At 35.8% G+C, this 12,739-nt stretch carries 12 protein-coding genes; 5 read left to right on the plus strand and 7 right to left on the minus strand.

All coding sequences use genetic code 11. The features are described from left to right. Positions 1–736 precede the first annotated feature (736 nt). Positions 737–1,588, minus strand: coding sequence for a helix-turn-helix transcriptional regulator (locus tag AC1W31_RS18750; protein WP_481736023.1), 852 nt, complete (start codon positions 1,586–1,588; stop codon positions 737–739). Between the two features lie 412 nt (positions 1,589–2,000). On the opposite strand from AC1W31_RS18750, the gene purH reads away from it, so the two are divergent. Beyond that, positions 2,001–3,521, plus strand: a complete 1,521-nt coding sequence (gene purH, locus AC1W31_RS18755; protein WP_481736024.1) for a bifunctional phosphoribosylaminoimidazolecarboxamide formyltransferase/IMP cyclohydrolase — start codon at positions 2,001–2,003, stop codon at positions 3,519–3,521. 106 nt (positions 3,522–3,627) lie between these two features. Here purH and AC1W31_RS18760 read toward each other — a convergent pair whose 3' ends face one another. The 3 genes from AC1W31_RS18760 to AC1W31_RS18770 form a co-directional block, all read right to left on the minus strand. Then, complete coding sequence (locus tag AC1W31_RS18760) at positions 3,628–4,113, minus strand: NADH-quinone oxidoreductase subunit C (protein ID WP_481736025.1); 486 nt, start codon at positions 4,111–4,113, stop codon at positions 3,628–3,630. Between the two features lie 89 nt (positions 4,114–4,202). After that, positions 4,203–4,754, minus strand: coding sequence for an NADH-quinone oxidoreductase subunit NuoB (gene nuoB / locus AC1W31_RS18765; protein WP_481736026.1), 552 nt, complete (start codon positions 4,752–4,754; stop codon positions 4,203–4,205). A 91-nt stretch (positions 4,755–4,845) separates the two neighbouring features. Continuing rightward, complete coding sequence (locus AC1W31_RS18770; RefSeq protein ID WP_481736027.1) at positions 4,846–7,317, minus strand: T9SS type B sorting domain-containing protein; 2,472 nt, start codon at positions 7,315–7,317, stop codon at positions 4,846–4,848. A gap of 239 nt (positions 7,318–7,556) precedes the next feature. Between AC1W31_RS18770 and AC1W31_RS18775 the strand changes: the two genes are divergently transcribed. Then, entirely contained in the window at positions 7,557–7,751 is a 195-nt protein-coding gene (locus tag AC1W31_RS18775) for a hypothetical protein (RefSeq protein ID WP_481736028.1), read from the plus strand. A 566-nt stretch (positions 7,752–8,317) separates the two neighbouring features. On the opposite strand, the gene AC1W31_RS18780 is transcribed toward AC1W31_RS18775, so the two are convergent. Beyond that, on the minus strand, positions 8,318–9,169 hold the full coding sequence (locus tag AC1W31_RS18780; RefSeq protein WP_481736029.1) for an OmpA family protein: 852 nt from the start codon (positions 9,167–9,169) through the stop codon (positions 8,318–8,320). Between the two features lie 178 nt (positions 9,170–9,347). Between AC1W31_RS18780 and AC1W31_RS18785 the strand changes: the two genes are divergently transcribed. The 3 genes from AC1W31_RS18785 to lhgO all read left to right on the plus strand — a co-directional run bounded on the left by AC1W31_RS18785 (position 9,348) and on the right by lhgO (position 11,797). Continuing rightward, complete coding sequence (locus AC1W31_RS18785; RefSeq protein ID WP_481736030.1) at positions 9,348–9,890, plus strand: hypothetical protein; 543 nt, start codon at positions 9,348–9,350, stop codon at positions 9,888–9,890. A gap of 38 nt (positions 9,891–9,928) precedes the next feature. Further along, entirely contained in the window at positions 9,929–10,483 is a 555-nt protein-coding gene (locus AC1W31_RS18790; protein ID WP_481736031.1) for a hypothetical protein, read from the plus strand. Between the two features lie 114 nt (positions 10,484–10,597). Beyond that, on the plus strand, positions 10,598–11,797 hold the full coding sequence (gene lhgO / locus AC1W31_RS18795; RefSeq protein WP_481736032.1) for an L-2-hydroxyglutarate oxidase: 1,200 nt from the start codon (positions 10,598–10,600) through the stop codon (positions 11,795–11,797). A 62-nt stretch (positions 11,798–11,859) separates the two neighbouring features. On the opposite strand, the gene AC1W31_RS18800 is transcribed toward lhgO, so the two are convergent. Continuing rightward, positions 11,860–12,006 carry a hypothetical protein gene (locus AC1W31_RS18800; protein ID WP_481736033.1) on the minus strand — a complete coding sequence of 49 codons (147 nt, stop codon included), beginning with the start codon at positions 12,004–12,006 and terminating at the stop codon, positions 11,860–11,862. 184 nt (positions 12,007–12,190) lie between these two features. Beyond that, on the minus strand, positions 12,191–12,739 hold a 549-nt coding region (locus AC1W31_RS18805), incomplete at its 5' end, for a hypothetical protein (protein WP_481736034.1).

A 12,739-nucleotide genomic window follows, 5' to 3' on the forward strand; every position in this document is an offset into this window, starting at 1 on the left:
TTACATTGCATGGTGCATTTGCTATTTGACCACGTACTTCCGTTTTAAATATTCCCAAAATGAAAAATATTCCAAAAATATGGAGGAAGCTGTTAGATAAAAAAGATGAAATTTTATTTTTCATTGTTAAATATAATTTACACATATAAATTTTTTGTTTAGACTTAAAAAGGGTGTGAATTTGCCAAGTGAATCATGTTTTTACTTCAGAATGAGCTGCGTTTTTTATAAAAACCTGCTTGTGAATTCCTGAATCTCAGTTTGTTTAGACAATATTCTGCTCTAACTTATGTATATATACGCAAGCATCTTTTAAAGATTTAGTACAATAAAAAATTGAGTTTTATGCAATGAAAATTTGAACTGAATCTTACTAAAGATTATACAGAACATCTTGAAAATTGTAAAAATCAATTTTACTCAGAGATTTAAAAAATTGATATACTTCTATTGAAAATTGAGCATACCGATAAAGTCACCATGTCTTTGCGGACAAGTGGGTAGATGTTTTGAGATTGGCTTAATAGTGGAAGTTGTAAGCGTGAAAGTACTCGTAATAAAACATAAAAATATATGAAGCTTCAATGACTAATCATTGAGACTGTCGACTGTATATTTAGCAAATACCATTCCATTCGTTTTGCTAAAGTGACTTTGTACTTATCAAATCAGACATTTTTCATGATTGGCACGTAAGTAAAGGAATGATAATCTTAATGCGTTTTAAAGATAAATCTTAACGATTTTTCGATAAAAATAGGTTTGGAGCAATGCCTAATCTTGACTGAAACAATCGAGTTAATGCCGATGGATGATTAAATCCAACTCTATACGCTACCTCAGAAATTGACAAAGATTGGTGCTTGAGTAAGTATTGAGCGTGATTGAGCTTCAGATTAAGGATATATTGGTGAGGACTCACACCCAAAATCTCTTTAAAAATAGTTTTGAATTTGGTTGTACTCATCTCGGCAACTTTGGCCATATCTTCTAATGAAGGACTGGATTTGTGAAGATTACTTTTTAAAGAATATCCTAATTGTCTAATTCTTTGAATATCACTTTGTTTAAACTGATTAATCGAATTTGAGGCAAAAAGATTTCCTATCGCTTCAGTAATGGCAAAAGCCAACTGATAAGCCCATCCTCGGAGATGTACTTGCTTTAGTTTTTCTTGGGTCGTCGTTTTTATTTCTAACAATGAAAGATGTGACGCTAACAATTCAGGCAATACTATTTGCGTAATTGATTCTGAATTAAATCTCAAATCCAACGTATCCTTGGAAATTATTTGACCATCTTCCATAAGAGAATTAATTCCCTTCAAAATAAAAGCAATATTTACGAAACCATTTCTTTCAGTACTATCTGAAAATGGATATTTTGTTTTAAAAACCTGAATAATTAAGCTGTTCTCTTTTGGATTGTCAAAATATTTTAACGGTAAAATATTAAGTTCTCCGGTGTAAGAATAAGTAGCAACAGCAATGTTATCAGAAATTTCTAAATAATTAAAATTAGGAAAAGCAATATATGACTCTGCGGTGTTAATACTACCACAGAATACCTGTAAAGGGCGGGAATTCATGTTACTTTATGGTTTAAGTGTGTTGATAAAAATAATGTTAAAATAATTTTTGTACTACTAAATAACATTTTACTCTTTAATAATATTATTAAAGAGTATTAATAATTCAAAGTAAAAATGAATGATAATGAGTTAGATAAGTAAGTTAACATATGTTTAGGCAATTTTGCGGTTAAAACATTTTTTTTATCTTGTAAATAGTTTTTTTGAGTGAATGGTATTCAAATACTATCTGAAATTTAAGTCATGAAGGTTAAATTTAAACTAACCTTCAATTCAAATTCTCTTATTTATCTCGTTAAATTCTATTAATTTTGCACCTTATTTCTTAAAAGGTGTTTGGTGTTCGGCATTTGGTGTTAGTGAATCTACTAACTCCTAACCCCTAAAATCTAACCCCTAAAAACAAACAATGGAATCCAAAAAAATCCAATCTGCTCTCATTTCGGTTTATTACAAAGACGGACTCGCTCCGATTGTTGAATTACTTCATAAAAATGGCGTAAAATTATATTCGACAGGTGGCACACAAACTTTCATCGAAGACTTAGGCATCCCCGTTACAGCGGTTGAAGACCTTACGAGTTATCCTTCAATTTTTGGCGGAAGAGTAAAAACGCTGCATCCAAAAGTATTTGGTGGTATCCTGTATCGTCGTGATAATCAAGGAGATGTGGAAACTGCCGCTCAATACGAAATCCCTTCGATTGATTTAGTAATTGTTGATTTATATCCTTTCGAGGAAACCGTGAAGAGTGGTGCTTCGGAAGATGATATAATCGAAAAAATTGATGTTGGCGGTATTTCTCTCATTCGTGGAGCGGCCAAAAATTTCAATGATGTGCTTATTGTTTCTTCACGGACTCAATACGCTGAAGTGCTTTCGATTTTGGAAAATAAAAATTGTGGCACTGACCTTTCCGACCGTAAGCGTTTTGCGATGCTGGCATTCGGGACGTCTTCACATTATGATACTGCCATTCATGCGTATTTCAATGGCAATAAAACCGACATTTACGATTTTAAATCGTTACCACAAAACGGCTTACGTTACGGTGAAAACCCTCATCAGTCGGCTACATTTTACGGAAATTTAGATTCTCTTTTCGATAAATTGCACGGTAAAGAGTTGTCTTACAATAATTTAGTGGACGTTGATGCTTGTATCACTTTATTGGATGAGTTTGAAGATACCTCTTTTGTAATCATCAAACATACCAATGCTTGTGGCGTTGCAACGGCTCCAACCGTACACGAAGCCTACAAAAATGCTTTTGCTTGCGATACAATTTCGGCTTTTGGGGGCGTTTTGGCAACCAACGGAACGGTTGATAAAGCATCGGCAGAGGAAATGAATTCTTTATTTTTCGAGATATTAATTGCGCCCGATTTCACAGAAGAGGCTTTGGTTGTGTTGAAATCTAAAAAGAACCGTATTTTATTGAAACGTAAGGAAATACAAGTTTCTAAAATGATGTTCAAAACATTATTGAACGGTGTTTTGGAACAAGATAAAGACTTATCAACTGAGAAAATTGCCGATTTTAAAACGGTAACAGAAAAAGCACCAACGGATTCAGAGTTGAAAGCCTTAGAATTTGCCTTGAAAATCTGTAAACATACTAAATCAAACACGATTATTTTAGCCAAAGAAGGACAATTATTGGCTTCGGGCGTTGGACAAACTTCAAGAGTTGATGCGTTGAAACAAGCTATTGAAAAAGCAGCAGAATTTGGTTTTGATTTGCAAGGGGCAGTAATGGCTTCGGATGCGTTTTTCCCTTTCCCCGACTGTGTAGAAATTGCTCATAAAGCTGGAATCACGGCCGTTACGCAACCAGGAGGTTCAATTAAAGATAAAGATTCGGTCGCTTATTGCGATGCCAATGGAGTAGCCATGGTGATGACGGGTGTGAGACACTTTAAGCACTAAGATTTCGATGTTTTTTTTACGATGTTCGATTTTAGTTGTTCGATGTTCGGGTTTCGAGCAACGAATAACCAAAATCGAACATCAAACATCGAATATCGAAAAAATATCAATACTTCACTTGAATACCGTGATAATATTCTTGCGCTTCATAATCCTTGCGAAGCGGATGTCCAACCCAATCTTCGGGCAGTAAAATTCTTCGTAAATCTGGATGATTACTGAAACTAATTCCAACTAAATCAAATGCTTCACGTTCGTGCCAATCGGCAGTTTTCCAAATATTGCTTACGCTTGGCACTAATGGTAAAGGTTCATTTTCTTTATTTCTTGGAAACATAATCTTCAACATCAATGAATGCTCAAAAGGTATGGAATAGAGATTATAAATCACTTCCATGGTGCCTTTTTCTACGCCATTATCCAAACCCGTCAAGCACGAAAGCATATCAAAATAACATTCTTCGTGCGTATGTAAAAGCATACAAACTTCCACAATGCGTTCCGTGGTTACGGTTAAACATTGATGGTCGGCTTGAAGAATAATGTTTTCGCCGAGCGATTGAGTTAGGATATTTATGAATTTTTTGGGCATTGGGTAGTTAACGGTTAATGGTTAGTAGTCATTAGGAAAACGGTTATAAATTGCTTGGCGACGAGTAACCAATAACCGGTAACTGATAGCTATCCTACCGCAAAATCTGGCTTTTGATTTCTTTCTTCTTCCATTTCCATCTCCAAAAGTGCGGTGGGAGCTACTAAACTTTCGTTTCTAATTTTCTCTTGTAATTTCAAAAAACCACCAATCAAAGCTTCTGGACGGGGTGGACAGCCTGGCACGTACACATCAACGGGCATAATTCTGTCAACGCCTTTTACCACATGATAGCCGTGTTCCCAATAAGGACCGCCGCAATTGGCGCAACTTCCCATCGAAATTACGTAGCGAGGTTCGGGCATTTGTTCGTATAATCTTCTGATGCGGTCGGCCATTTTGAAGGTCACCGTTCCTGCCACAATCATCACATCGGACTGTCGGGGCGAAGGTCTTGGAAAAACCCCAAAACGGTCTAAATCATAGCCCGAAGCCATGGTTTGCATCATTTCAATGGCACAACAAGCCAAGCCAAAACCCATCGGCCAAAGTGAACTAAGTCTCGCCCAATTGATGAGGTCATCTACTTTGGTGATTACTACGCCACCTTCATTGAATTTTTGGTCTAATAAACCTTGCATAATTTTATCAATTAACAGTTAACAATTAATAATTAACAATTGAAGAAAATATCACTTTCGTTAATTGATAATTGTTTATTGCTAACTAAATTTACCGCACAATGGTTACATATCCCGTCAAACTTGGTACATCGATACTTGGTTTTATTACGTAAAAATACGTTCCTGCGGGGAGTTTTTGTCCATTTTGAATGCCATCAAAGGGTTGAGTCTGATACGAACCCGAACCAATTGAATAAAATATTTCATTGCCCCAACGGTTAAAAATCTTCACTTCAATATCTGGATAGTCATTGTATTCTCGATTGTTATCCATAATTGCCCAAGTGTCGTTGATGGTATCACTATTGGGTGTAAATGCGGCTGGAATTTTCAAAATTGACTTTACTATAATTGAAATTTTATCCGTTGCGGTGCATTTTCCTAATACAGATGAAACTTGCACAACATATTCAGTTGTCACATCTGGATTGGCAATGGGTTGGGGAATATTGGGCGAATTTAACCTGGTAGCAGGAGTCCACTCATATAAATAGTTATTTCCCGTACTTCCCACACTTTTTAGTCTAACGGTATCTCCTCTAAATATAGTAACATCATTTCCTAATTTCACTACTGGCGACAAATCAACTATGGCTGTTTTTGAAGCATCTTTTCCACAGCCTACCAACGTGGTATAAGTATATTTGATTGGAAATGAGCCATATCCCGAAATCGTTGGGTCAAATTCATAACCACGCACGCCGGTACCCGTGAATACGCCCAAAACTGGGTCATAAGGATTGACAAGATTTCGCAAATCAACCTTTCCTGATTTTGCATTACAAACGGCTTTGATGTCGTCAAAAATAACCGTTGGGTATGGATTCACCGCAATTGTTACTGTTGTTGGTGCAAAATTAAAACAGTCGCCAATATCTGCTCTTAGTCCATACGTTCCCGATGAATTAACGTCTAAATCAGGCGTTGTGGCAATGTCCACACTGTTTTTTATCCAACGATATCTAACGCCCATTTCAACAGGTACAACTTTTAGTTTGATTATTTCCCCCTGACAAACCGCCGTTTTACCCGTTAAGTTTGTAATCGTTGGGTTTGGAATGGGTGTAACAATAATTTCTTTGAAGGCTTCATAAGTACATTTGCTACTTCCCGTGGTAAAATCAGTGACTATTACTTTATATTTTCCTGAAATCGAAGTAACATAAGTTGGTCGAAATTCATTCGTAATCAACACATCATTATTATACCATTCTTTCTTGAAACTATTGCGAGCTGTTCCCGTTGAGTTTTGTTCGATTTCTAAAATAACTGGTACAGCATCACTACAAACTGTGCTGTCTGCCACCGTTAAGTTTACATTTTCACCAGGTTGCGGGTTTAATTCTGTTTCTAATGAAGTTTCCACTCCCGGACACGAACCCGTACGAGTAACCGTTACGGTATATTTCCCGTAATCTTTGTAAAGTACTTTAAGTTGATATTTTGTAGCACCCGTTACCACGAAGCCATTTTTTTTCCAAACATACGTAAAATTGGCATTATTAACCGTCTCCAAAATTCTGAATGAACCTTCACAAATAACGGCTGAAATTTTATGAATAGTAGGGTCATTGCCCGATAGGAAAATTTTAGGTTTGGGGTTGGTACAATCATCCACAATGATCTCAAAATCTTGACGATTTAATCCAATTTGTACGCCACCTCTAAATTCCCGACATTCTACACAAACTAAATATTTTCCGATTTGGGTGGGAGTACCTGTCAAAATACCCGTACTTGGACTAAGACTTATACCTGTTCCTGGGATAGGACTCGTGGCTGAAAATCCAGCCAGAAATGGGACTAATATGTAAGAATTTGCGTACGGATTTCGAGGAGGAATATCGTAGGTTTGCTTACCAATCACGCTAAAAGCACCACCACCAGAATAAGGATTGACAAAACTGTAGGTTCGAGTATCTCCGGCATCTGCGTCGCTGGCACTTAAATCAATCGTAAAATTTTGATTCAAGCAAGCCACCGTTCCTTTTTTTAGGTTAAAAACGGGACTCGAGTTATCAGTAACATTCAAAGCTGGGAATTCTAAGTATAGCGTCATGCCAATAGAAGGTGTATTGGCATTGGTTGTTATATTTCTGTTTCCATCCACGCAGGCTAAGTAATAACCATTGGCATTATTGTATTTTGATTTATCAAGGGTAATGTCGCTTGAATAAACAATTTTAGTCGTTGAAATAGAGAAAGAAGCGGCACATTCTTGGTTGTCATAAGGAAAATTATCTTCTTTCGGAAGTAGATTTAATTTAATGGTTTCCACCAATAAATCACCCGCTGCCGTAGCGCCTTTTGAAAAAATTCTTGCTAAAATAAATCCTTGATAAAGGTTGGGAGAAGTTCCATTGACTGATTTATCAACGTAGATAGTGGCTTTTACATTAAAATTATTACCTCCTTTGTGCGTGAAATCAAGCGTTCCACCAAGTGTATTTTCAGCTTGGACTTGAAAATTAATCAGTAAAAAAGTTAAACAAAATAATCGTTGATAATAGTATTTTTTCATACCCGAAATAAAGTAGGACGTTGTATTGTATGAACGTAAAGAGTAGCGGTTTTTCTATACAAAGTTACAGATTTTTTACGAAAAGAATATTTTATGGTAGTTTCATGCACGCTTATTTTTGGATGATTTTAAGGTCTTTCTTTAATCGTTGCTAAATATTCTAAGTATTATTTATCGTAATAATTAATATAGGTAATATTGACAGGTATCAATATGGTCTGTGCCTTCATTAATAATTTTTGATAATAGCCTACGAAAAAGCCACCGATTATGAATTCTCAACTACAAAGTTTTTTTTTGTTAATTTTTCGGATGAAAAGTTAGATGAAGTATGGCCGTTTTTTCACCCTCGAATACTTAAAAAAGGAGAACATTTATACGTACCAGGCGATATTGCTACTGAAGTTGGTTTTGTCGTGAATGGTTTTTTTTAGGGTTTATAATTTGGTGGACGGGAAAGAAAGTACCCGCTTTTTGGGCTGTGAGAACATATTTATCAGCTCAATACCCAGTTTTACTACCCAAAAGCCCAGCATTGAATATGTCGAGGCTCTTGAAAAATCAAAATTGTTGATGCTTTCATATCAAGACTTACAACAGATATGCGATATTTCGCCCAAATGGGATTGATTGGTGAGGTATATGGCAGGAAGTAAAGTCGTATTTATTCATTAATTGCATTAACCGCTCAAGAATGCTACGAGCAACCTACCCAAACTCGTCCAGAGATGATTCAAAGAGTTCCTCAATATATTATAGCCAACTATTTATGAATGTGTCCTGAAACATTAAGTAAAATTAAAAAACATTGATAGTCAAGTATTTATACTTATTTCTTGGCATTTGTCATTGCACGCAAAACAAAATCATTATTTTTTGGGGTATATAACCACTATTACTTTAAAGGTAAACTAACCATTTACTGATTTTCCGTACAGATACCGCTAAGTTTGTCGAGTGCAAATGTCCGCTAATATTTGCACTTTTTTATGGATTTATGCTAATTTCTATCTCCTGAAACCGCCGTGCCTCCCTTCAAATCAACTGGAATTCCATCAATTAAATATCCCGTAATTCTGATTTCAGTTCTGCGATTCATGGCGTGTTCTATTTCTGAACAAGCCACGCCGTCATCACATTTATTCAATAATTTTGATTCACCGTATCCTTTTGCTGAAATTCTATTCGAGGGGATTTTTCCTTTTTTGATGATATATTCAACCGCTGAGTCCGCCCGTTTTTGGGATAAATTCAAGTTATAATCATCGCTGGCACGGGAGTCGGTATGCGAACCCAATTCTACCACAATCCCAGGATTATCTCTCAGAATCTGTACTAAATTATCCAATTCTTTGGCTCCATCAGCACGAATTGCCCACTTATTGAGGTCGTAACGGATATTTTCAATTTTGAAAGAATCATTCAATTTGATTTTTTTCATGGCAATTGCTCCCTCCACAAAATCAGTACCGTCCGCTTGTTTTGTCACATTTTCAATATCAATTCCCGATACGCAAAAAACTTTCTTGGGGTCTTGTAAATAACAAGCGGCGTTGAAATTTGCACGGCGAGTCATATAACGGGATCTTTGTCCGATGAGGTCATAATCATTACCTTTATCGAGTATAAAAGTGGCAAATCCATTGATTACGATGGCAGAATCCGCTAATTTTTTCTTCGTAAGATTGTATAATTTGATGTATGCACCTTCCAAATCATCTCGACTTTCATAGTCGTACGCTCGGAGTTGAAGTTTATATTTTTTAATGGGTTCTTGTGGCTTATTTTGGGCAATAATTGGTAGGTTACTGATAATAAGCATAAAAAAAAAGTACAAGAATGAATTTTTCATAATTTGGGACTGATTTTTGATCATTATTTTTTAATTCTAACGGAAAACATATACCTAAAGATGTATTCTTCGTTTAAATGTTAAGGTAAAGGTTTAAGTATGAGTAACTTTGAGAAACAAATTACTAAATTTTTTCTTTATAAAGTAAATATCTTGACGATTTTAAGAAACTAATCCAATGAAACAGTCCTTGATTTTGACCCTGATAATCATTGCCACTTTTTTACAAAGTTGCGATGAAAGAATTACTCCACAAACGACTCCAGTCGAGATAATCGTAACACCACCGCCCACAACTTCAACCACAACCGAAATTTTAACGGCTCGTTCTTGGCAATATAATGAAGTATTAATTAGAGGTGGTGGAAAAACGATTGCGCAATTTTCGAGACCCAATTCAATTGGATTAACTTCTGATTTTGGCATGACCAAAGTGACTTATAAAAGCGATGGCTCCCAAGAAACGGAATTTAAGGGAAGTATCAGTAAAGGCAAATGGAAACTTTCAACGGATGAAAAATTATTGACAATTACCGATCCAAATGGCGGAGGGGCTGTTTTTGATGTGGTAATAATTAGTAAAACTAAATTGGAAATTTCTATTACCACTAAAAAAGAAAGTGTTACGAATAATACCGATTGGTTGGCTAAGCTGAAAAGTTTGGGTTTACCAGACACCAGTACAGAATATACGGTTGTGTTTTCTTTTGTACCAATTTGATTCTGAGTGTTATATTTGTAGCTATAAAATTAAATAAAATGAATAAACTATTACCACTAATTAGCCTACTATTATGGGCTATTTTTTTACAAAGTTGTGATGAAAGAATTAACCCCGTCAGTAATCAATTAGCAGGTACGCCAACGGTTTCTAAAACTGAGTTACTTGTACGCAAGTGGGTATATGAAGAAATTAGTTTTGATGTTGATGGAAAAAAGATTGTTGTGTATGGAAACAATAAAACGCCCAATACGAAAGTAACTTTTTTAACTGCTCCAAATGATTATTTTTTATTCAGTAATAATGGAGATTTAGAGACTTATACAGATAGTAAAAAGAAAATTGTGAAAGGAACATGGAAATTTTTTTCTAACGAAACTCAACTTGAACTAACTAATCTGCCTTCGGTTATTCTGTTTGACATTGATAATTTAAGCGCCCAAAAAATGGAAATTTCATTTACAGTTGTGATGGCAAATTTGGCGAAGGAATCAGCGGATAAACAATCCATCATTGCCGTTGCCGCCTTCGGTGGAATTATCGTAGAAACTTCTAAAAAAGTAAAATACACGATGAAATTGGTGGCCAATTAGGGTGCCAGATTTTTAAAAATATTTTAGATAATACAAAAAGCCCGGTAAGATTTCAAACATCTTACAGGGCTTTTTGCTTATCTTTGCCATGGAATTTAACCATAAAATAGAAATATGCAACACGATATTATCGTCATCGGTGGAGGAATTGTGGGATTGGCTACTGCCCTCAGAATCAAGGAACAACGTCCCGAAATGAAGATTTTGGTACTCGAAAAAGAACGTGAAGTGGCCATGCACCAAACGGGCAATAACTCAGGGGTTATTCACTCGGGACTGTATTATAAGCCAGGTTCGTTGAAAGCAACTAACTGCATAAAAGGCTATCATCAGCTCATTGAATTTTGCAACCAAGAAAATATTCCTTACGAAATAACGGGAAAAGTTGTGGTGGCAACAAAACAAGATCAATTACAACAATTGGATAGTCTCTATGTGCGTGGACAACAAAATGGCTTGGAAGGAGTCCGTAAAATATCGGCTTCGGAGGTGAAGGAATATGAGCCTTATGTAAGTTGTTTGGAAGGATTATGGGTACCGCAAACGGGTATTGTGGATTATAAAGTGGTAAGTCAAAAAATGGCAGAAAAACTGCGAAATTTAGGCGTTGACCTGCAATTTAATGAAAAAGTGACGGGTATAACGAAGGGGCATTCGTTATCAATTGTGAAAACCGAACGCAATACTTACGAAACTAAATTGGTGATAAATTGTGCGGGGTTATATTCGGATAAAGTGGCTCAAATGTCGCAGGATACACCGATTGATGTGCGAATTGTTCCTTTCCGTGGAGAATATTTTAAGATTCGTCCTGAGAAACATTATTTAGTGAAAAACCTTATTTATCCCGTTCCAGACCCTAATTTTCCATTTTTGGGCGTGCATTTTACTCGTATGATGAAAGGTGGCGTGGAAGCGGGCCCCAACGCAGTGTTGGCATTTAGAAAAGAAGGGTACAAAAAAATGGACATCAACGCCAAAGAATTGTGGGAAACGCTTACGTGGGGAGGATTCCAGAAAGTAGCCACAAAATATTGGGAAATGGGATTGGGCGAAATGTACCGAAGTTTCTCGAAAACAGCCTTTACGAAAGCTCTTCAAGAATTAATTCCAGACATTCAAGAATCTGATCTCATCGAAGGCGGTGCGGGTGTAAGAGCCCAAGCCTGCGACCGTACAGGAGGACTTTTAGACGATTTTGCCATCATCGAAGACGAAAAGGTAATCAATATTTTAAATGCTCCATCACCAGCCGCAACATCCTCATTATCAATTGGTCAGACAGTTTCGGAGATGGCTTTGAGACGGTTTTAGGTAGTGTATTATGGTTTATATTTTAAGCAAAGCCCCTAAAAAATTAATTTTAGGGGCTTTGCTTAAACTTTTACAATTTGATGCTTTTTAATAAGAGCATCCATTTTTTGTATATCTACTTTTTTAAGAAACTCTCTTGCCAAATCATGTTTTGCTTCAAATGCTTCTTCGGCTGTCTTGTATGTTTTGATATTTTCTTTCGTTTTCATTTTTCTATTGATTTGAGTGAAATAATGAATGTATCGTAATTTTTTCCTTTTTCAAAAAGCTCCATCTCTTGATTTACAAAACCAAAAATATTATTTCAGAATAAATTGGTCTATCAGAAAAAGAAATTGACGATTTATAAAACATAAAAGCCACTAAAAAACAATTTTCGGGGCTTTTTTTAACCTAAAATGGTGATACACCGTAATTTGGAAATACACTACGAACATAATTAATATTCTTGTCACTTGCATTTTTTAAAATAAGACCTATATGATCATCTTTTCTTGAAGGCTGTTCATCCAATGCTTTTAGTAACATTTCTCTTCCTTCTTGCTGCTTATTTGCCTCAATAAGAATTACTCCAAGATATAAAAATGTTCTAAAATCACTTCCTATTTCATAGGACAAAAAATCTCTAAAATGAGACTCCGCTTTTCCTAAATTACCAATTTTCAAGTTTTCTGAGCCAAGAATAAAACTTGAAACCCAAATTTTATTTTTAGCATCGGCTAATTTTTGGCGTTCTCTTTCTACTAATTCTGGTTTGGCATTTGCTACAAAACGCTCGTTGGCCAATTTGGCTTCGGTTGCTTTTTTGAAACCTAAATTATATTCCAAATCCTTTTGAGCGGCTTCCAATTCTGCCTCAACATCCAATTCTCCTTCGAGCGTAATAAAGAATTCATCAGCTTTTACTACGAACGAAATTGCTCCGTCTACCTTATCCGAAAC

It is taken from the genome of Arcicella sp. (assembly GCF_964672035.1).

What these genes read in the sequence shown, in the direction of transcription:
- AC1W31_RS18750 (WP_481736023.1), bottom strand. Translation starts at nt 1,588, where the DNA reads ATGAATTCCCGCCCTTTACAGGTATTCTGTGGTAGTATTAACACCGCA.
- purH (WP_481736024.1), top strand. Translation starts at nt 2,001, where the DNA reads ATGGAATCCAAAAAAATCCAATCTGCTCTCATTTCGGTTTATTACAAA.
- AC1W31_RS18760 (WP_481736025.1), bottom strand. Translation starts at nt 4,113, where the DNA reads ATGCCCAAAAAATTCATAAATATCCTAACTCAATCGCTCGGCGAAAAC.
- nuoB (WP_481736026.1), bottom strand. Translation starts at nt 4,754, where the DNA reads ATGCAAGGTTTATTAGACCAAAAATTCAATGAAGGTGGCGTAGTAATC.
- AC1W31_RS18770 (WP_481736027.1), bottom strand. Translation starts at nt 7,317, where the DNA reads ATGAAAAAATACTATTATCAACGATTATTTTGTTTAACTTTTTTACTG.
- AC1W31_RS18780 (WP_481736029.1), bottom strand. Translation starts at nt 9,169, where the DNA reads ATGAAAAATTCATTCTTGTACTTTTTTTTTATGCTTATTATCAGTAAC.
- AC1W31_RS18785 (WP_481736030.1), top strand. Translation starts at nt 9,348, where the DNA reads ATGAAACAGTCCTTGATTTTGACCCTGATAATCATTGCCACTTTTTTA.
- AC1W31_RS18790 (WP_481736031.1), top strand. Translation starts at nt 9,929, where the DNA reads ATGAATAAACTATTACCACTAATTAGCCTACTATTATGGGCTATTTTT.
- lhgO (WP_481736032.1), top strand. Translation starts at nt 10,598, where the DNA reads ATGCAACACGATATTATCGTCATCGGTGGAGGAATTGTGGGATTGGCT.
- AC1W31_RS18800 (WP_481736033.1), bottom strand. Translation starts at nt 12,006, where the DNA reads ATGAAAACGAAAGAAAATATCAAAACATACAAGACAGCCGAAGAAGCA.